The organism is Leclercia sp. J807 (assembly GCF_009734465.1).
Lineage (GTDB): Bacteria > Pseudomonadota > Gammaproteobacteria > Enterobacterales > Enterobacteriaceae > Enterobacter.
Genome location: NZ_CP046446.1, coordinates 4,416,552 through 4,437,778 on the forward strand (window position 1 = coordinate 4,416,552; position 21,227 = coordinate 4,437,778).

At 55.2% G+C, this 21,227-nt stretch carries 12 protein-coding genes, 1 tRNA gene and 3 rRNA genes; 4 read left to right on the forward strand and 12 right to left on the reverse strand.

Features of this window, described 5'->3' with window-relative positions:
- The first annotated feature begins 95 nt into the window (after positions 1–95).
- The 3 genes from GNG26_RS21020 (at position 96) to GNG26_RS21030 (ending at position 3,685) form a co-directional block, all read left to right on the forward strand.
- Positions 96–995: a LysR family transcriptional regulator gene (locus GNG26_RS21020; RefSeq protein ID WP_156239979.1), complete on the forward strand. Its 900-nt coding sequence runs from the start codon at positions 96–98 to the stop codon at positions 993–995.
- Between the two features lie 54 nt (positions 996–1,049).
- Entirely contained in the window at positions 1,050–2,090 is a 1,041-nt protein-coding gene (gene yhjD / locus GNG26_RS21025) for an inner membrane protein YhjD (protein ID WP_370463879.1), read from the forward strand.
- A gap of 272 nt (positions 2,091–2,362) precedes the next feature.
- Positions 2,363–3,685, forward strand: a complete 1,323-nt coding sequence (locus tag GNG26_RS21030; protein ID WP_103824718.1) for an MFS transporter — start codon at positions 2,363–2,365, stop codon at positions 3,683–3,685.
- 68 nt (positions 3,686–3,753) lie between these two features.
- Here GNG26_RS21030 and GNG26_RS21035 read toward each other — a convergent pair whose 3' ends face one another.
- Positions 3,754–5,793, reverse strand: coding sequence for an AsmA family protein (locus GNG26_RS21035; RefSeq protein WP_156239981.1), 2,040 nt, complete (start codon positions 5,791–5,793; stop codon positions 3,754–3,756).
- A 121-nt stretch (positions 5,794–5,914) separates the two neighbouring features.
- Complete coding sequence (gene pdeH, locus GNG26_RS21040; protein ID WP_114316453.1) at positions 5,915–6,685, reverse strand: cyclic-guanylate-specific phosphodiesterase; 771 nt, start codon at positions 6,683–6,685, stop codon at positions 5,915–5,917.
- A 232-nt stretch (positions 6,686–6,917) separates the two neighbouring features.
- On the opposite strand from pdeH, the gene GNG26_RS21045 reads away from it, so the two are divergent.
- On the forward strand, positions 6,918–7,847 hold the full coding sequence (locus GNG26_RS21045; RefSeq protein WP_103824715.1) for a sugar kinase: 930 nt from the start codon (positions 6,918–6,920) through the stop codon (positions 7,845–7,847).
- A gap of 45 nt (positions 7,848–7,892) precedes the next feature.
- Here the strand turns inward: GNG26_RS21045 and GNG26_RS21050 are convergent, their stop codons facing one another.
- The 10 genes from GNG26_RS21050 to hemG form a co-directional block, all read right to left on the reverse strand.
- Entirely contained in the window at positions 7,893–9,320 is a 1,428-nt protein-coding gene (locus tag GNG26_RS21050; protein WP_156239983.1) for a pitrilysin family protein, read from the reverse strand.
- Positions 9,321–9,545: 225 nt separating this feature from the next.
- Positions 9,546–10,832 carry a C4-dicarboxylate transporter DctC gene (gene dctA / locus GNG26_RS21055; RefSeq protein WP_156239985.1) on the reverse strand — a complete coding sequence of 429 codons (1,287 nt, stop codon included), beginning with the start codon at positions 10,830–10,832 and terminating at the stop codon, positions 9,546–9,548.
- A gap of 158 nt (positions 10,833–10,990) precedes the next feature.
- The gene (hmsP, locus tag GNG26_RS21060; protein ID WP_231604175.1) at positions 10,991–12,991 is read right to left on the reverse strand and encodes a biofilm formation regulator HmsP; all 2,001 of its coding nucleotides are present in this window, start codon (positions 12,989–12,991) and stop codon (positions 10,991–10,993) included.
- A gap of 185 nt (positions 12,992–13,176) precedes the next feature.
- Positions 13,177–14,139 (reverse strand): bifunctional biotin--[acetyl-CoA-carboxylase] ligase/biotin operon repressor BirA, encoded by a 963-nt coding sequence (gene birA / locus GNG26_RS21065; RefSeq protein ID WP_156239989.1) that lies wholly within the window; start codon positions 14,137–14,139, stop codon positions 13,177–13,179.
- Positions 14,136–15,164 (reverse strand): UDP-N-acetylmuramate dehydrogenase, encoded by a 1,029-nt coding sequence (gene murB / locus GNG26_RS21070; protein ID WP_156239991.1) that lies wholly within the window; start codon positions 15,162–15,164, stop codon positions 14,136–14,138. Before murB ends, birA begins: the two co-directional genes overlap by 4 nt.
- A gap of 137 nt (positions 15,165–15,301) precedes the next feature.
- Positions 15,302–15,417 (reverse strand): 5S ribosomal RNA (rrf, locus tag GNG26_RS21075).
- Between the two features lie 63 nt (positions 15,418–15,480).
- A 23S ribosomal RNA gene (locus tag GNG26_RS21080) occupies positions 15,481–18,386 on the reverse strand.
- 209 nt (positions 18,387–18,595) lie between these two features.
- Positions 18,596–18,670: transfer RNA gene (locus GNG26_RS21085), tRNA-Glu, on the reverse strand.
- A gap of 87 nt (positions 18,671–18,757) precedes the next feature.
- A 16S ribosomal RNA gene (locus tag GNG26_RS21090) occupies positions 18,758–20,297 on the reverse strand.
- The 16S, 23S and 5S rRNA genes sit together here with 1 tRNA gene alongside, the layout of an rRNA operon.
- A gap of 377 nt (positions 20,298–20,674) precedes the next feature.
- A complete protein-coding gene (gene hemG, locus GNG26_RS21095; RefSeq protein WP_114316446.1) occupies positions 20,675–21,217 on the reverse strand; it encodes a menaquinone-dependent protoporphyrinogen IX dehydrogenase in 543 nt (180 codons plus the stop codon).
- Positions 21,218–21,227 lie beyond the last annotated feature (10 nt).

The window sequence follows — 21,227 nt, forward strand, 5'->3', positions numbered from 1 at the left end:
GGTGATTGAGAAAGAGCTTATTAGGTGATAGAAAATCAATAAATACGCTCTACAACGCTTCACTGTTTCAAAATCAACAACAATGAGCGCTTCCTATGGATAAAATTCACGCAATGCAGTTATTTATTCGCGTCGCTGAACTGGAGAGTTTTTCCCGCGCCGCAGACTCAATGGGCCTGCCTAAAGGTAGCGTATCGCGCCAGATTCAGGCGCTGGAGAATGGGCTTGGCACCCAGCTGCTGCACCGCACCACACGGCGGGTCAGCCTGACGCAGGACGGTATGGTCTACTACGAGCGGGCCAAAGATCTGCTGACCAATATGGAAGAACTGGATGGTCTTTTTTTGCACGACCCTGCCAGCGTCAGTGGAAGAATACGCGTCGATATGCCGGCCAACGTTGCGCGAAATTTAGTCATCCCCAAACTGCCACTCTTCCTGCAACAGTACCCCGGCATTGAACTGGAGCTGAGCAGCAGCGACAGGCTGGTGGATGTGATTCGGGAAGGATTTGATTGCGTGGTGCGCGTCGGCACCCTGAAAGATTCCGGCTTAATCGCCCGCCCGCTCGGCAGGCTGTCGGTGATCAACTGCGCCAGCCCCGATTATCTGTCGCGTTTTGGCTATCCCGACGGGCTGGATGATTTAACCTCCCATGCGATGGTGCATTACGCAACGCATCTCGGCACCCGGCCCCAGGGGTTCGAATATTACGATGGTGAGGCGACCCACTGGATTAAGACCGGCGGTGTCCTGACGGTCAACAGCACCGAGACTTACCATGCCTCGGCCCTCGCCGGACTGGGGATTATTCAGGTGCCGCGGGTAGGCGTGCGTGACGCGCTGCGTGCCAAAAAGCTGCTGGAGATCCTCCCGCAGTACCGCGCCCGGCCGATGCCGGTATCGCTCATCTATCCCCACCGCCGCAACCTCTCCCGCCGGGTGCATCTGTTTATGGCCTGGCTCACGGACATCATGAAAGCCTACGTTGACTGAGCGCAGGCTATAATTTTAAGGACCTCCCGCTAAACAATAAGGAAAGTGCGCGTGATGCCGGAAAATAGTGAGCAACGCCCCACCCATGATCTGGACTTCGAGCCGATTAAAAAACTGGAAACCCGTCCGCCTCAGGCGCCGGAAGAACCTAAAATCACCTCCATACGTAAAACGGGGAGCCTGCTGGACAAGGCGAAGGACGCCTTCCAGCTGATTCAGCAGCAGCCAATGATTGCCCACCTGCTGCGCGCCACCGAGCGATTTAACGATCGGCTGGGAAACCAGTTTGGCGCGGCGATCACCTACTTCTCATTTTTATCGATGATCCCCATCCTGATGCTCTCCTTCGCCGCGGCGGGTTTCGTTCTGATCTCGCACCCGACTCTGCTGCAGGATATCTTCGCTAAAATTCTGCAGAACGTCAGCGATCCGACGCTGGCCGCGACCCTGAAAAGCACTATCCGTACCGCCGTAGAGCAGCGTACCACCGTGGGGATTGTCGGGCTGTTAGTGGCGCTCTACTCTGGTATTAACTGGATGGGCAACCTGCGGGAGGCGATCCGCGCCCAGTCGCGTGACGTCTGGGAGCGTAAGCCGCAGGATGAGGAGAAGTTCTGGATCAAATATTTGCGCGACTTTATCTCGCTGATTGGCCTGCTGGTGGCGCTGGTTATCACCCTTTCCATCACCTCCGCGGCAGGCTCGGCGCAGCAGATGATCATCTCCGCGCTCTATCTCGACACCATTGAGTGGCTGAAGCCGGTCTGGCATCTGGTGGGGTTAGGGATCTCAATGCTGGCGAACTATTTGCTGTTCTTCTGGATCTTCTGGCGCCTGCCGCGCCACCGTCCACGGCGTAAGGCGCTGATCCGCGGCACCTTCATTGCCGCTATCGGCTTTGAGGTGATCAAAATCGTGATGACCTACACCCTGCCGTCGCTGGTCACTTCCCCGTCCGGGGCGGCATTCGGCTCCGTGCTGGGGTTGCTGGCCTTCTTCTACTTCTTCGCCAGGCTGACCCTCTTCTGCGCGGCATGGATCGCCACTGCCGAGTACCCGGATGACCGCCGAATGCCCGGTAAAAGTCACCATTAACACCGCTATCGGGCTGAATAAGAATGAAATATATCAGCCCGATTCATCATTTCAGCATATAAATCCAGCCTGTAACTTTTATTTAACCGAAAACCAGTTTTATATTCTAACTTTTAATTTCTGTGAAGCATTTCATGGATGTGATTCTTCTGGTCCGAAAATTATCCGCTTTTTGCTCTCTTTTTCACCCCTCGCTGCGTTTGTTACAGATTGAAATATCGCTTTTGCTGTGCGTAATATGGCCTTTCGTTCGCCAAAAATAAGAAAAGTTTATGCAAGCCACAGCCACAACACTCAATTCAGAGCAGGAAAACGTCCCGGTTAACTCGCGCAATAAAGTCGTCGTCGCGTCGCTGATTGGCACCGCCATCGAATTCTTCGACTTCTATATTTACGCCACCGCTGCGGTTATCGTTTTCCCGCATATCTTCTTCCCGCAGGGCGACCCGACGGCGGCCACGCTGCAGTCGCTGGCAACCTTCGCCATCGCCTTTGTCGCGCGTCCTATCGGCTCGGCCCTGTTCGGTCACTTCGGCGATCGCGTCGGACGTAAGGTGACCCTGGTCGCCTCGCTGCTGACCATGGGGATCTCCACCGTTGCCATCGGCCTGCTGCCAACCTATGAAACCATCGGGATTCTGGCCCCGCTGCTGCTGGCGCTGGCCCGTTTTGGTCAGGGTCTGGGTCTGGGCGGTGAGTGGGGCGGCGCAGCGCTGCTGGCCACCGAAAATGCCCCGCCACGCAAGCGTGCGCTGTATGGCTCCTTCCCACAGTTGGGCGCACCGATTGGCTTCTTCTTTGCCAACGGCACCTTCCTGCTGCTCTCATGGCTGCTGACTGACGAGCAGTTCATGACCTGGGGCTGGCGTATTCCGTTTATCTTCTCGGCGGTGCTGGTGCTGATCGGCCTCTATGTGCGCGTCTCCCTGCATGAGACGCCGGTCTTTGCCAAAGTGGCCGCCGCGAAGAAACAGGTAAAAATCCCGCTGGGCACGCTGCTGACCAAACACGTTCGCGTAACCGTGCTCGGCACCTTCATCATGCTGGCGACCTATACGCTGTTCTATATCATGACCGTCTATTCCATGACCTTCAGCACCACGCCTGCGCCGGTGGGCCTGGGCCTGCCGCGTAACGAAGTGCTGTGGATGCTGATGATGGCGGTTATCGGTTTTGGTGTGATGGTGCCGATTGCCGGCGTGCTGGCCGACCGCTTTGGCCGTCGCCCGAGCATGATTGTGATCACCTCGCTGATTATTCTGTTTGCGCTGTTCGTCTTCCCGCCGCTGCTCGGTTCCGGTAACCCGTCGCTGGTGATGGCGTATCTGCTGATTGGCCTGAGCCTGATGGGGCTGACGTTCGGTCCGATGGGCGCGCTGCTGCCAGAGCTGTTCCCGACCGAAGTGCGTTATACCGGGGCCTCCTTCTCCTATAACGTCTCTTCGATTCTGGGTGCGTCTGTGGCGCCGTATATCGCCACCTGGTTACAGGCGAATTATGGTCTGCAATACGTGGGGATCTACCTGGCAGCGATGGCGGCACTGACGCTGATTGCGCTGCTGCTGACCCACGAGACTCGCCATCAGTCATTGTGATCCTTAATGCCGGATGGCGCTGCGCTTACCCGGCCTACCTTCTCCTGTAGGCCGGGCAAATCCCCCCACTATTTCTTCATCTGCGACAGAATGGTCTGGCACTGATTGGCCTGCCCTTCAGACGGCGAGATGAGCGCCAGCAGCGCTGCGGCAGGGGTAACCAGGGTCGCCAGCGCAGCGGCCACCGCACCACGAGCAATTAACGGCCCCGCCTTCACCCCCGCATCCGGATCTTTAAAGCTACCGCGCACGTACAGCGGCGAGCGCAGCGTCACGATGCGAATGCCTTTACTTTCCGGGTTGATGGTGAGATCCAGCTGTTCCGAGGCCATACTGGCGGTGCCGGTAACGTTGATCACCGCGTTTTCGGTATCGAAGGCGAAAATCTGCGGCCGGGCGACGCCATTGACCAGGTCGATATTGGCCGCCGCGCAGTTCACCCGCACCTCGTCGTCGCCAAAGATCTGGCCGACGATGAAGTTCCCGACGTTCAGACCCAGAATCTCCATCAGGTTACGGCTCACCAGCCCGTCATTCATCAGCAGCTTCAGATTGCCGTTGCCGTTCCCCAGCAGGGCCGCTACCGAGTTGCCGGTACCGCGAATTTTGGCATCGCCATTCATCTCACCCAAGGTTTTCTGCATCAGCTCCACATCCGGCATCAGCTCCTTCAGCTTCAGCCGTCGCGCCTGAATATCGGCCTGGCCCCGCATCGGATTTTTATCGCCTTCAAGATGGATATTTGAGGAGATGGTCCCGCCCGCCAGACCGAACTTCAGCGGCTCCAGACGCAGGTCGGCATTTTTCAGGAGGATATGAGTAGAAAGATTACTGATAGGCAGGCTGCTGCCATGCTCGATTCGCCGCCCCTTGAAGCGCACGTCCGCATCCATTACGTCCCACTTATCGGTTTCGAAGCGGTCATTGGGCAGCACTTTGCCGGAAGGGGGCGCCTGCTTGCGCACCTCCTCCGCTTTGGTGCCTTTACCGGAGTCGACGCCAATCAGCGGCCCGAGGTCCGCCAGCCGCAGCTGACGCGACTCCACATCCCCTTCCAGCTTCGGCCGCGGTTTGCCGGTGGTGTAGGTCAGCGAGCCATGGATATCGCTGTCACCGATCCGGCCATTAAAGTTGCGGTAATCGTAGACCGAGGCCTCTTCCGAATTGATCTTCGCCACCAGCCGACCGTCAGTTTCAAACGGCGGCGTATCCGGCAGCAGTACGCCGGTCAACTCATAGAGTTCACCCAGCGAATCCCCGGCGAATTTCAGCTTCAGATCGACGCCGCCCATCTTCATTGGGTCGTTCACCGTACCGACAAAAGCCACCCGGGTATTGCCGGAGCGGAAGTCAGCCTGCACCGGGAAGGGGGTGCCTTCGCTGCGCAGCGCCAGCATACCGCCAATTTTACCGGTGCCGCGCAGCGGCTGGTCGTTGTAGCGCCCTTCAGCCTTCAGGCCAAAGACGTAATCGCCGACCTTATCCTTTTTGCCTTTATCGCCGGTCACTTCGCTGAAGGGTACCGGCTTGCCCAGCGGATCGACGAAGATCTCCATCTGGGCTTTGCTGACCGCGTCGTTTACGTCGATCCGCCCGCGATCGAACAGAATATTATCGAGGCGGAAAGACCAGGACGAAGGCTGGGCATCAGGATCTTTTTCTTTATCATCACCCGCCAGATTGAAGGTCCAGTTATTGGTCTTCTCCGACAGACGGATCAGCCGGGCATCAGGCTGTTGCAGTTTGATCCACGGTAGGTAGACCGTTTTAGTAAGCAGCGCCAGCGGCGCAAGGGTGGCCTCGACGCGCGGAAGATGCACCATGGTGATTGCAGGAATGTCCGGCGGGTTGCCGAGCATAACGTCGTTAGCATGAACGTGCGGCCAGGGTATCCAGCTGCGCCAGCCCGTTTCGCCCTTCTGCCGCTCCCATACCACGCCCAGATCGCCGCGAATAGCGAAAGGGCGGTTAAGTTCGGTCGAGACTTTCTGGTTGATGGTCGGTTTGAGGCGGTTCCAGTCAAATGTCGCGATCACGACAATCAGCACCACAATCAGCAACAAGAAGACTCCCCCTGTCCAGGTGATAATCTTCGCTGTTTTTGTCATCCCATACTCCCTTTCAGTAATCACTTGCCTTTCATGAATATAGTCCAGGCATGCGGAAAGGGGGCGGCAGCGTCCGGTAATAACGCGTTAACCACGCACTATTACGGGAAGCTGCAGGGTTTTACAGGGTGATGATTACGTTGTCGAGCGTCTCCATCGATACCGGGCGGGAGAGGAAATAGCCCTGGGCGGCGGCGGCAGGTGAGTTCTGTACATCGCGCCACTCTTCCAGCGTCTCGACGCCTTCGACGATCACCCCCTGACAGTAGCGGTTCATCAGCTGCAGCAGAAGCGTGAACAGATTGCGCCCTTCCGGGGTCTGGCGCAGCATAATGAACAGGTCGCGCGCCACTTTGATGTAGTCGTAACGCACTTCGCTCAGGGCGGAGAAGTTCGCCATGCCGGTGCCAAAATCGTCCAGCCACAAGGGGCCAAACTCACACATGGTGGCAAACGAGGAGTCCTGCGGCAGACGAACGTGCTCCACCAGCTCAAAGCGCAGCCACGGCAGCTGGTGGATCAGCTTCTGCAGGCTCTCATCCTGCCGCACCGCCAGCAGAGTTGGACCATCGACATTAACCGAAGCCAGAATATTGTTATCAGCAAAAAAGGCCTGCCTGGCCATCAGCATGGCGAGCTGCTCTTCAAGGATATCCAGACGATGGCGCACGGGCACTTCCGCGAAGTAGCGATCGGGTGCAATCCGCTGTGCCGGGTTTGAAGGGTGGGTTACGACGGTCAGGATCTCAATCGCCATCAGCTTACCGTCGGTGCGGTAGATCGGCTGATAAGTATAAGCGCGCTCACATTGCAGCCAGTAGCGGTGTTCCTGTAAGTTCTCAATACTCGCTTCAGGGATGCTCAGCAGCTGGATGTCCTGCCTTAACTTCATTTCAGATGTCCTGTTGAATGGGAAAGAGCCTGTCGGGACTGGTCAAAGGATTATCGGCTCCAGGTAAGAGAACTTTATGTTCGGTTGCGGACGAAAATGAAAATCTGAGATATCAAACCCGTCAGGAACTTGTCCAGGTTCAAAAAAATAATGGAACGTCGTTTTAATACAGTTGACCGCTTCCGGCCTCCAGCGCAAACTAACCGCAGTTTAATTATCCAGGTTCACGACTATGTCCAAAAAAATTGCCGTGATCGGCGAATGTATGATCGAACTCTCCCAGAAAGGCGCGGAAGTTAGCCGCGGCTTCGGTGGCGATACCTTAAATACCTCCGTATATATTGCTCGTCAGGTCGATGCTGATGCGCTGGCGGTAAATTATGTTACTGCGCTGGGCACCGACAATTTCAGCCAGCAGATGCTGGACGCATGGCAGAGTGAAAATGTCGACACCTCCCTGACCCAGCGGATGGAAAACCGCCTGCCGGGCCTCTATTACATCGAGACCGACAGCACCGGCGAGCGTACGTTCTATTACTGGCGTAACGAAGCCGCCGCCAAATTCTGGCTGGAGAGCGACAGCGCGGCGCAGATCTGCGAAACGCTGGCCCATTTTGACTATCTCTATCTGAGCGGCATCAGCCTTGCGATCCTCAGCCAGAGCAGCCGTGAAAAACTGCTCTCCCTGCTGCGCGAATGCCGCGCCAACGGCGGGAAGGTGATTTTCGACAACAACTATCGTCCACGCCTGTGGGCCAGCCGCGAAGAGACGCAGCAGGTCTATAGCCAGATGCTGGAATGCACCGATATCGCTTTCTTAACCCTCGACGACGAAGATGCGCTGTGGGGCGAGAAGCCGGTTGATGAGGTGATTGCCCGTACGCAGGCCGCCGGTGTCAGCGAAGTGGTAATTAAGCGCGGGGCAGATTCCTGCCTGGTGGCGATCGCCGGAGAAGCGGTTATCGAAGTACCTGCGGTGAAGCTGGCGAAAGAGAAAGTAATTGATACGACCGCGGCGGGTGACTCCTTCAGCGCTGGCTATCTGGCGGTGCGTCTGACGGGCGGTACGCCGGAAGCGGCAGCGCAGCGCGGCCACCTGACCGCCAGCACGGTGATCCAGTATCGCGGCGCCATTATTCCACGCGAAGCGATGCCTGCTTAAGGGCTGTATCCATTAAAAAAGGCAACGTACGTTGCCTTTTTCCTTTTACTGCGCGGGCGCCATAATGTCGTTCCACGTCGCCTGCAGCTCCTTCATATCATATTCAGGTTCACCTTTCGGCTGCATTAAAATTAGCGACATATCCTGGGAAAGCTGCTGCCGCAGATCCTGGCTCAACATATCCGCGGTCAGGCTGTTAAGAAAGTCCTGGCGCAGCTTCTGATATTGTTCCGGCGCGATATCCACCACCTGATTTTGCAGGGAGCGAATACGCTGGCTAATCAGGATATCGGTATCGGTACGAGCATAGGTAGCGAACAGTTTTTGCAGCTCAATATTTTTTTGCGCCACCAGCGCGTTGAACTCCTCTTCACTCAGGCCGTTATCACGCACTTTCGCCAACTCTTTCGCCACTATCGCCATATTGGCGTTCAGCTTGTCGGCCGGCGACTCAACATTAATGGCGCACTGGGCGCGCTGGAACAGCACCCGGCAATCAAAGCCCAGACCGATATCTTTGGCGTTGTTCTTACTCAGGGTTTGCTGCACATGCCAGAACAGCGCTTCACGGGCTAAATCGGCACGCCAGTAGCGCAGCAGCGCGGCAGACTCACGAATCGGCTGCCACGGGCTGTCCCACATGATGGAGAGACGATCCTGGCGCACGGCATCGGTCATGATGCTCACCGGCTCTGCGCGCAGCGGTGAAAGCGTTGGTACCGGCGCTGGCGTGTTACGTTTGCCTTTCAGCTCGCCGAAGGTTTTGCCAATCTGCTCGATCACCGCGCGGCTATCAATGTTGCCGACCACAATCAGGGTCATGGCATCCGGGGTGTACCAGGTCTGGTAGAACGACTTCACCTGTTCAATATCAACCGGTTGCTTTAGCGGCTCTGCCGGATCGTGGCCCAGCAGCGCCGAACCTTTCAGACGATAGCGCCACCAGCCCTCTTTGGTATCCGCAGGCCAGGTCGCCACCATGTCGCTGTTGCTCAGGGCGTAATTCACCGTTTCAGGGGTAATGGAGACGCTACCGGCGGTATCTGACAGCCAGGTCAGCGCCTCTTTAAGCAGATCGTTGCGGTTGTTTGGCAGGCTGAGGTTAAACATGGTGTAGTCGTAGGAGACGATGGCAGGCGGCAGCGGGCGTTTCGGATCGATACCCTGTTGCCACAGAGAACGGGCCTGTACAGCCTGAAGGCTACCGCTTTGGGTCAGCGCCAGACGAGGAATAAAATGGCTGAAACCGCTCTGCTGCGTACTCTCGGTCAGGGAGCCGGTATTGACGGAAAGGCGGATTTCAATGCGGTCGCTGGGGCGCTGTGGGGTGGCTAAAACTTGCCACTGGAAACCGTTAGACAGCGTTCCCTGTTGCCAGGCCGGGTCCGGCTGGAGCGCGTCAGCCTGCACGTAACTGGCTGCTGCCATCATGAGCAAACCGCCGGTTAAGAGTCGAATTTTTGTGCCCTGCATGTGAACCCCTGATCAACATTCCTGGTTACAAAGAGTGCCACACGCCCTGTCGCACTCTAAATATGATGTACAAAACACTCCGATTAGACCGCGCATGAAACGAAACGTCACGGCATGAAGTGAAATTTACCCGAAATAAATCTTATCGAATTATGACAAGTATGCCGGGCCATTATGCGCAGGAGCCCGCACCCCGACAAGGGAATGCGGGCCTGAGGGAAGATTTTAGGAGGACAAACCGTGTGTTTTGCCGTCTGGCGCACGATTATTCAGCGTATCGTCGAGCTTTTTGTGGTCCAGCTCTTTCACCCACTTCGCCACCACGATCGTCGCCACGCCGTTACCCACCAGATTAGTCAGGGCACGCGCTTCGGACATAAAGCGGTCGATACCGAGGATCAGCGCCAGGCCCGCCACCGGCAAATGTCCCACGGCAGAGATGGTTGCCGCCAGGACGATAAATCCGCTGCCCGTCACCCCGGCCGCCCCTTTTGAAGAGAGCAGGAGCACCACCAGCAGCGTGATTTGATGGAAGATATCCATATGGCTGTTGGTGGCCTGTGCGATAAACACCGCCGCCATCGTCAGGTAGATTGAGGTACCGTCGAGGTTAAAGGAGTAGCCAGTGGGGATCACCAGCCCGACGACCGATTTACGGCAGCCCAGTTTCTCCATCTTATCAAGCATGCGCGGCAGCGCCGATTCAGACGAGGAGGTGCCCAGCACAATCAGCAGCTCTTCACGGATGTAGCGAATGAATTTGAAGATGCTGAAGCCAGTCGCGCGGGCAATGCTGCCCAGCACCACCACCACGAACAGAATACAGGTGATATAGAAGCAGATGATCAGCTGGCCCAGCTGCACGAGGGTACCGACACCATATTTACCGATAGTGAAGGCCATTGCCCCGAAGGCGCCAATAGGTGCCAGACGCATAATCATGTTGATGATGCCGAAAATCACCTGCGAGAAACTTTCAATAACGTTGAAAATCAGCTGGCCTTTGCTGCCGAGGCGATGCAGGGCAAAACCAAACATCACGGCGAACAGCAGCACCTGCAGGATATTCCCGCTGGCGAAGGCGCCAATCACACTACCGGGGATCACATCCAGCAGGAAGGCGACCACGCCCTGATCTTTCGCCTGCTCGGCGTAGACCGCCACCGCTTTCGCATCCAGCGTAGAGGGGTCAACGTTCATGCCCGCGCCGGGCTGCACGACGTTAACAATCACCAGACCAATGATCAGCGCAAGGGTGCTGACGACTTCGAAATAGAGCAGTGCCACCGCACCCGTACGGCCAACGGCTTTCATGCTTTCCATGCCTGCGATACCGGTCACGACGGTGCAGAAAATAACCGGCGCGATCACCATCTTAATCAGCTTAACGAAGGCATCGCCAAGCGGTTTCATCTGGGCGCCTAACTCAGGATAGTAATGACCAAGCAGGATACCGATAGCAATGGCGGTTAAGACCTGAAAGTAAAGACTTTTGAAGAGAGAGGTTTTCATAAGATGTCCTTGGGAAGAAAAGCCACAGGCGAAGTAGGGTTACTGCTCACCTGCGGCCTTAAAATATCACCCATAAATCAGGACAGATAGAAGATCAGGCTGAATTTGAAACACAAATGTTAAGAACTTTGAGCTGACTCGCACAATTCAGCAACATTTCAGTCATCAGCATTAGCGCGTTTAAAATAACGGCTCTCAAAAATATCACCCGGAACGGCTTTGTCGAACAGATACCCCTGGCCGTATTCCACCCCGGCATCGGCCAGCCATTGGCGCTGAGCTTCGGTTTCGACACCTTCAGCGATAATTTCCAGCTTCAGGCTACGCGCCAGCTGGATAATTGCCTCGACCATGCTGCTGTCTTCCGGTAGCCCCTCCACAAAGGCCTTATCAATCTTCAGCACATCTACCGGCAGGGTTTTCATATGTTGCAATTGACGCAGGCCAGCGTATCCCATGCCAAAGTCGTCCAGCGCGATACGGACCCCGGCGTTACGCAGCGGGCGAAGTATTGCCACCGCTTCGTTAGGATCGTCAATCCGGCGGCTCTCGGTCACTTCCAGCATCAGGGTGTCCGGCTTGATCTGGTAGCGGTGAATCAACGCCAGCAGATCCGGCACCATGTTGGGATGCATCAGCTGCAAGGCCGATAAGTTAACCGACAGCGGCATCATCACCCCGCGCGACTGCCAGGCTGACAGCAAACGGCAGGACTCTTCCAGCACCCAGTGACCCACCGTCACAATCAGGCCGCAATTTTCAATACGGTCAATCAGCCCTTCCGGAAGCTCCCAGCCGCCGTCGGGCTGACGCATCCGCAACAGCGCTTCGGCGCTATGGACCTTACCGGTACGCAGATTGACCTGCGGCTGCAGCCAGATGGCGAAATCGTTGCTGTCCAGCGCGGTAAGGATGTCGTTCTCTTCTGAGAGCCGCTGCTGCGCTTTCTCCATCTGCTCGGGTTCGAAGAACTGAATCTGATTCTTACCCTTCTGGCGGGCGGTAAACGCGGCGGAAAATGCCCGGCGATAGAGCTGTTCTGCGGTCAGGTTGCCGTAAAACATGGCGATACCGATACTGGCGCTCGGGCGCAGCTGGATCCCCTGAACCGGCAACCGCTCATTGATAACAGTAAGCACTTGCTGACCTAATGTGATGGCATGCCACGGCTCCTTGACGCCATTGGCGATAATCACGAAGTCGTAGCCGCTCACCTGCGTCAGTACCATCCGTGGTGCAAGCACGGATTTCAGCTTTTCGACCAGCGTCAGTAAGACCATCTCTCGCTGACTCTCTTTCAACACGCCCGCGGTATCCTGCAACGTTTCACAGGCCACTACCATCAGCGCCATGGTCTGCTGCCGCTTCACGGCCTGCTCCAGCATCACCATCAGAAACGCCTTGTTCGGCAGTTCCGACACCGGGAAACGGGTGGCATTGTGGTTGAGCTCATCGTGCTGGCGCATCATGCGCTGCTGGTTGAGGTTGTAGCTGCGGACCAGCATGCCAATTTCGTCGTCGTGATGCAGACGCGGCAGAGCAAGCTGGTGCCCCACCTGTTGCTGCGGCGAGAGGGTATCCAGCTCCCGGGCAATGCGACGCAGCGGATGAACGATAAGGCGGTTAATGCACCAGGTCAGCGCCACGGTAAGCATCAGTGTCAACAATAAGTAAGTGGTTACTAACGTTGAGATCCAACTGATGACAAATTTGTACATTCGCCAGGAGTCAGACTGGAGCACCAGATAGGCCAGCGGCTGCGGGTTCGCCGGACGTTGCAACGAATAGACCGGAAGGGAGATCTGCACCGGCATTTCAAACAGGCGTTTCATCATCACCGGTACCGGATGCTCCGGGATAAAGTTCATGCGTAACGCCTGAAACTGATTCGGCAGCACGACATCCGCCTGGCTGACAACCCCTGCTGGTTTAATGCTTTTAATAATGGACTCCGCCTGAGGAATATCACCCTTCAGAATGGCGGCAGAGAGGGGCTCACGGATTGAGCGGGCAATGCTCTCGAGTTGCGTAGCCGTGTTGTAGCGATTCTGCTGAATGGCATGAAACAGCAAAATGACGCAAAAGACGAAAACAAACACCATGGTGACGGCAGTGACCATCGCCATTTGTTTGATAGTTAAAGAGCGGCTGACACGCAAAATGGATCTCCAGAAACGCGAAAGGCAGGTTAATCAACTGTTACCCTGCTGCTTTCAGAGTATACCTTATCGGGAACTGTTTAAGAGAGTGTAACCAAGCGTTTAGGGATTATTCTGGTTGCCGCTTCGCACGGGGCTGGCGGCGGTATAGCTGAAGAACCGGGGAGCCCGCGGCTCCCCGCAATTTATTCGGCGCTGCGCAGTGAAATCTCGCCGCCGACCCATGGTTTAATCACGCCATCCTGCTCCAGCAACAGCGCGCCCTGCTCGTTGATACCGCGCGACGTGCCGTAGATCTCTTTGTCGCCGATGATCAGCTTCACCGCACGGTGAGCAAAGTTATCCAGCTTTTCCCAGCGAGGCAAAAACGGGGCTAAACCTTCCTGTTCGAAGATTTTCAGCGAGTGGCGTAGCTCGTTAATCACCCGTACGGCAAGGACATTGCGATCGATGACGATCCCTGCTTCCTGCAGGTTGATCCAGCCCTGGTTAATATCTTCGGCCTGTACATTGCGCATCACCAGGTTTATGCCGGCACCCATTACGATCTGCGCGGCATCACCGGTTTTTCCGGTCAGTTCTACCAGAATACCGGCCAGTTTGCGATCGTTCAGATAGAGATCGTTTGGCCACTTCACGCGCACTTTATCAGCGCCCAGCGACTGCAACACTTCTGCCAGCACAATGCCAATCACCAGACTGAGGCCGATGGCGGCGGCAGGACCTTGTTCCAGACGCCAGTACATGGAGAGATAAAGATTGGCGCCAAAAGGCGAGAACCATTTACGTCCCCGGCGGCCACGACCCGCCTGTTGGTATTCTGCCACGCAGCAGTCACCGGAGTGCAGCGTGTTAAGCCGGTCGAGCAGATACTGGTTGGTAGAATCAATCACCGGCAGAACGGCAACGCTGCTGTCGGTGATCTGACTGCTGATAAAGGCTTCGTCCAGGAGCTGAACCGGCTCCGGCAGGCTGTAGCCTTTGCCCGGCACGGTAAAGACATCCACTCCCCAGTCACGCAGGGTCTGAATATGTTTATTAATGGCGGCGCGGCTCATTCCCAGCTGTTCCCCCAGCTGTTCACCGGAATGGAAATCGCCATCAGCCAGAACAGAGATCAGCTTCAGGGGAACGGTATGATCTTTCATGCAATGGCCTCCACCGCATTAACTTCACCGTGATGGCCGATAAAGCGCACCTCCGGCTCCAGCCAGACATCAAATTTCTTACCCACGCGCTGGCGCACCTGATGGGCCAGCTGCACGACATCACGGCTGGTCGCATTGTTTTCGTTGATAAGTACCAGGGCCTGCTGACGATGTACCGCTGCGCCGCCACAGGTTGTGCCTTTAAGCTGACACTGATCGATCAGCCAGCCCGCTGCCAGCTTAACGCTGCCATCTGCCTGCGGATAGTGCGGCGCCAGCGGCCACTCGGCGAGTAAGGTTTCGGCTTTTTCACTGGAGATAACCGGGTTTTTGAAGAAACTTCCGGCATTTCCGTTCACTTTCGGATCGGGCAATTTACTCATTCGCATATGGCAAACCGCCTCGAAAATCTCTTTTGCAGTGACCGTGGCAGGATCCAGACGAGTAAGATCGCCGTAGGTGAGGACAGGCTGCCAGTTTTTGGTCAGGCGCAGTCCAACCGCAACGATGACATATTTATCCTGATACTCATGTTTAAAAATGCTGTCGCGGTAGCCAAAGCGGCACTGTTCCGCGCTTAAACGCAGCGGATTGCCCGTTGCCAGCTCGATACAGTCGACATAATCACAAACATGTTTGAGTTCGATGCCATAGGCACCGATGTTCTGAATAGGGGATGAACCCGCGCAACCAGGGATGAGCGCCAGGTTTTCCAGCCCCGGCATATTATTTTCAAGGGTAAACTGCACAAGGCGATGCCAGTTTTCCCCGGCTCCCACATGCAAACGCCAACAATCCTGCGCCTCTTCAACTTTAATCCCGCGGATGCGGTTAACGATCACCGTGCCAGAAAAGTCTTCCAGAAAGAGAACGTTACTGCCTTCGCCCAGAATAAGAACAGGGAGGTGGTGTTGCGTGGCATGATTCCATGCGGCCAGCAGTTGCTGCGCATCGTCGGCCCGCACGATCTGACGGGCATTTCGGTCAATACCGAAGGTATTCCAGGGCTTAAGGGAGTGATTCATAGACGCTATCCAGATGCAAAAACCGGGATAGTTTACCGTATATGGAATCGGTTAGGGGGATAACTTTAAAGACGGGATAGAATGCGCAGAAACGCAAAAAGCCCGTCCTTGCGGACGGGCTTTCGGCTTTAATTGATGCCTGGCAGTTCCCTACTCTCGCATGGGGAGGCCCCACACTACCATCGGCGCTACGGCGTTTCACTTCTGAGTTCGGCATGGGGTCAGGTGGGACCACCGCGCTACAGCCGCCAGGCAAATTCTGTAATCTGTATCAGCTGAAAATCTCTCAAATCCACCGAAACAGCTTCGGCGTTGTAAGGTTAAGCCTCACGGTTCATTAGTACCGGTTAGCTCAACGCATCGCTGCGCTTACACACCCGGCCTATCAACGTCGTCGTCTTCAACGTTCCTTCAGGACCCTTAAAGGGTCAGGGAGAACTCATCTCGGGGCAAGTTTCGTGCTTAGATGCTTTCAGCACTTATCTCTTCCGCATTTAGCTACCGGGCAGTGCCATTGGCATGACAACCCGAACACCAGTGATGCGTCCACTCCGGTCCTCTCGTACTAGGAGCAGCCCCCCTCAATTCTCCAGCGCCCACGGCAGATAGGGACCGAACTGTCTCACGACGTTCTAAACCCAGCTCGCGTACCACTTTAAATGGCGAACAGCCATACCCTTGGGACCTACTTCAGCCCCAGGATGTGATGAGCCGACATCGAGGTGCCAAACACCGCCGTCGATATGAACTCTTGGGCGGTATCAGCCTGTTATCCCCGGAGTACCTTTTATCCGTTGAGCGATGGCCCTTCCATTCAGAACCACCGGATCACTATGACCTGCTTTCGCACCTGCTCGAGCCGTCACTCTCGCAGTCAAGCCAGCTTATGCCATTGCACTAACCTCCTGATGTCCGACCAGGATTAGCTGACCTTCGTGCTCCTCCGTTACTCTTTAGGAGGAGACCGCCCCAGTCAAACTACCCACCAGACACTGTCCGCAACCCGGGTAACGGGTCCACGTTAGAACACCAGCCATTAAAGGGTGGTATTTCAAGGACGGCTCCATGCAGACTGGCGTCCACACTTCAAAGCCTCCCACCTATCCTACACATCAAGGACCAGTGTTCAGTGTCAAGCTATAGTAAAGGTTCACGGGGTCTTTCCGTCTTGCCGCGGGTACACTGCATCTTCACAGCGATTTCAATTTCACTGAGTCTCGGGTGGAGACAGCCTGGCCATCATTACGCCATTCGTGCAGGTCGGAACTTACCCGACAAGGAATTTCGCTACCTTAGGACCGTTATAGTTACGGCCGCCGTTTACCGGGGCTTCGATCAAGAGCTTCGCGTTGCCGCTAACCCCATCAATTAACCTTCCGGCACCGGGCAGGCGTCACACCGTATACGTCCACTTTCGTGTTTGCACAGTGCTGTGTTTTTAATAAACAGTTGCAGCCAGCTGGTATCTTCGACTGATTTCAGCTCCACCCGCAGGGGCTTCACCTACATATCAGCGTGCCTTCTCCCGAAGTTACGGCACCATTTTGCCTAGTTCCTTCACCCGAGTTCTCTCAAGCGCCTTGGTATTCTCTACCTGACCACCTGTGTCGGTTTGGGGTACGATTTGGTGTTACCTGATGCTTAGAGGCTTTTCCTGGAAGCAGGGCATTTGTTGCTTCAGCACCGTAGTGCCTCGTCATCACACCTCAGCGTTAATAAGGTACCGGATTTACCTGGAACCTCCGCCTACATGCTTAAACCGGGACAACCGTCGCCCGGCCAACATAGCCTTCTCCGTCCCCCCTTCGCAGTAACACCGAGTACAGGAATATTAACCTGTTTCCCATCGACTACGCCTTTCGGCCTCGCCTTAGGGGTCGACTCACCCTGCCCCGATTAACGTTGGACAGGAACCCTTGGTCTTCCGGCGAGCGGGCTTTTCACCCGCTTTATCGTTACTTATGTCAGCATTCGCACTTCTGATACCTCCAGCATGCCTCACAGCACACCTTCGCAGGCTTACAGAACGCTCCCCTACCCAACAACACATAGTGTCGCTGCCGCAGCTTCGGTGCATGGTTTAGCCCCGTTACATCTTCCGCGCAGGCCGACTCGACCAGTGAGCTATTACGCTTTCTTTAAATGATGGCTGCTTCTAAGCCAACATCCTGGCTGTCTGTGCCTTCCCACATCGTTTCCCACTTAACCATGACTTTGGGACCTTAGCTGGCGGTCTGGGTTGTTTCCCTCTTCACGACGGACGTTAGCACCCGCCGTGTGTCTCCCGTGATAACATTCCTCGGTATTCGCAGTTTGCATCGGGTTGGTAAGCCGGGATGGCCCCCTAGCCGAAACAGTGCTCTACCCCCGAGGATGAGTTCACGAGGCGCTACCTAAATAGCTTTCGGGGAGAACCAGCTATCTCCCGGTTTGATTGGCCTTTCACCCCCAGCCACAGGTCATCCGCTAATTTTTCAACATTAGTCGGTTCGGTCCTCCAGTTAGTGTTACCCAACCTTCAACCTGCCCATGGCTAGATCACCGGGTTTCGGGTCTATACCCTGCAACTTAACGCCCAGTTAAGACTCGGTTTCCCTCCGGCTCCCCTATACGGTTAACCTTGCTACAGAATATAAGTCGCTGACCCATTATACAAAAGGTACGCAGTCACACCCCGAAGGATGCTCCCACTGCTTGTACGTACACGGTTTCAGGTTCTTTTTCACTCCCCTCGCCGGGGTTCTTTTCGCCTTTCCCTCACGGTACTGGTTCACTATCGGTCAGTCAGGAGTATTTAGCCTTGGAGGATGGTCCCCCCATATTCAGACAGGATACCACGTGTCCCGCCCTACTCTTCGAGTTCACAGCATGTGTGCTTTCGTGTACGGGAGTATCACCCTGTACCCTGCGACTTTCCAGACGCTTCCACTAACACACAAGCTGATTCAGACTCCGGGCTGCTCCCCGTTCGCTCGCCGCTACTGGGGGAATCTCGGTTGATTTCTTTTCCTCGGGGTACTTAGATGTTTCAGTTCCCCCGGTTCGCCTCGTTAGCCTATGTATTCAGCTAACGATAGTGTGACGAATCACACTGGGTTTCCCCATTCGGACATCGCCGGGTCAAGGGTTCATATCACCTCGCCGGCGCTTTTCGCAGATTAGCACGTCCTTCATCGCCTCTGACTGCCAGGGCATCCACCGTGTACGCTTAGTCGCTTAACCTCACAACCCGAAGCTGTTTCACTTCGCGTTGTGAAAATTTGAGAGACTCGAACACACCGCATTTCTGTTCTTATTACGGAGAACAGACACAGCGTGTCGTTTCAATTTTCAGCTTGATCCAGATTTTTAAAGAGCAAATATCGCAAACATGACTCGCAAGTCAGTTTTGAGATACTGATTGGTTGTGCCTTTCACTCACACCCAGCAAGTGGCGTCCCCTAGGGGATTCGAACCCCTGTTGCCGCCGTGAAAGGGCGGAGTCCTAACCGCTAGACGAAGGGGACACGAGGTGTCACGACTTCGCAGCCGTCTTGCTTTTCACTTTCTATCAGACAATCTGTGTGAGCACTACAAAGGCAGGTTCTTTAAGGTAAGGAGGTGATCCAACCGCAGGTTCCCCTACGGTTACCTTGTTACGACTTCACCCCAGTCATGAATCACAAAGTGGTAAGCGCCCTCCCGAAGGTTAAGCTACCTACTTCTTTTGCAACCCACTCCCATGGTGTGACGGGCGGTGTGTACAAGGCCCGGGAACGTATTCACCGTAGCATTCTGATCTACGATTACTAGCGATTCCGACTTCATGGAGTCGAGTTGCAGACTCCAATCCGGACTACGACGCACTTTATGAGGTCCGCTTGCTCTCGCGAGGTCGCTTCTCTTTGTATGCGCCATTGTAGCACGTGTGTAGCCCTACTCGTAAGGGCCATGATGACTTGACGTCATCCCCACCTTCCTCCAGTTTATCACTGGCAGTCTCCTTTGAGTTCCCGGCCTAACCGCTGGCAACAAAGGATAAGGGTTGCGCTCGTTGCGGGACTTAACCCAACATTTCACAACACGAGCTGACGACAGCCATGCAGCACCTGTCTCAGAGTTCCCGAAGGCACCAAGGCATCTCTGCCAAGTTCTCTGGATGTCAAGAGTAGGTAAGGTTCTTCGCGTTGCATCGAATTAAACCACATGCTCCACCGCTTGTGCGGGCCCCCGTCAATTCATTTGAGTTTTAACCTTGCGGCCGTACTCCCCAGGCGGTCGACTTAACGCGTTAGCTCCGGAAGCCACGCCTCAAGGGCACAACCTCCAAGTCGACATCGTTTACGGCGTGGACTACCAGGGTATCTAATCCTGTTTGCTCCCCACGCTTTCGCACCTGAGCGTCAGTCTTTGTCCAGGGGGCCGCCTTCGCCACCGGTATTCCTCCAGATCTCTACGCATTTCACCGCTACACCTGGAATTCTACCCCCCTCTACAAGACTCAAGCCTGCCAGTTTCAAATGCAGTTCCCAGGTTGAGCCCGGGGATTTCACATCTGACTTAACAGACCGCCTGCGTGCGCTTTACGCCCAGTAATTCCGATTAACGCTTGCACCCTCCGTATTACCGCGGCTGCTGGCACGGAGTTAGCCGGTGCTTCTTCTGCGAGTAACGTCAATCACTGCGGTTATTAACCACAATGCCTTCCTCCTCGCTGAAAGTACTTTACAACCCGAAGGCCTTCTTCATACACGCGGCATGGCTGCATCAGGCTTGCGCCCATTGTGCAATATTCCCCACTGCTGCCTCCCGTAGGAGTCTGGACCGTGTCTCAGTTCCAGTGTGGCTGGTCATCCTCTCAGACCAGCTAGGGATCGTCGCCTAGGTGAGCCATTACCCCACCTACTAGCTAATCCCATCTGGGCACATCCGATGGCAAGAGGCCCGAAGGTCCCCCTCTTTGGTCTTGCGACGTTATGCGGTATTAGCTACCGTTTCCAGTAGTTATCCCCCTCCATCAGGCAGTTTCCCAGACATTACTCACCCGTCCGCCACTCGTCACCCGAGAGCAAGCTCTCTGTGCTACCGTTCGACTTGCATGTGTTAGGCCTGCCGCCAGCGTTCAATCTGAGCCATGATCAAACTCTTCAATTTAAGTTTGATGCTCGTGAATTAAACTTCGTAATGAATTACGTGTTCACTCAGAGACTTGGTATTCATTTATTGTCCGAAGACATTAAGAATCCATGTCACTTTGAGTGCCCACACAGATTGTCTGATAAATTGTTAAAGAGCAGTGCCGCTTCGCTTTTTCGCTGCGGCGCGGGGTGTGCATATTACGCTTCCCCGCCTCAGAGTCAAGCGATTATTTTCGCTTTTCTCCGTGAGGTTCTTACCGAACCCCGCTGACCCGGCGGCGTGTTTGCCGTTGTTCCGTGTCAGTGGTGGCGCATTATAGGGAGTTATCTGACGGTGACAAGCAGAAATATTAAAAAGTTTACCGTTCGCTTATTTTTCGACCTGTGCGACTATTAAAGCCGCGGATTGCGGGTTAATTGCGCAATTTCCCGGGCAAAACTGGCGACCTGGGACCAGTCGGTGTAGACCACCTCTTTACGGGTATCCGTTTCGCCGCCTGTCATCTTCATAATAAGGCGGATCATAAAGCGATCGTACCAGCGGTAACGCGGATAACGCAGCGCGCCCGCAAAAACTGCACAGGCAGTTGGCTTCCAGGGTGAGTTCAGTAAAAATTTGCGCGTGTAGCTGTTGGTTTGCGGCGTACGCTTTTCCGCTTTACGCGCCACCAGATTCACAGAAAAGAAAGCGCCCGGCAGGCTATTCAGCGTTGCCGTGTGTTTTTTCACGAAGCGATCCACCGCAGGATGGAAATGGCCGTAACGAATCGAGGCGCCAATCACCACGCGGTCATACTCCTGCCATGCAATATCTTCGGTGCGGTTCAGATTGACGACATCCGCATAGATACCCTGCTCTTTTAACTCAGAAGCCAGAAAAGCGGCAATCTCCCGCGTCTGCCCGTCGCGCGTTGAAAATAGAATTAATGTTTTCACAAACGGCTCC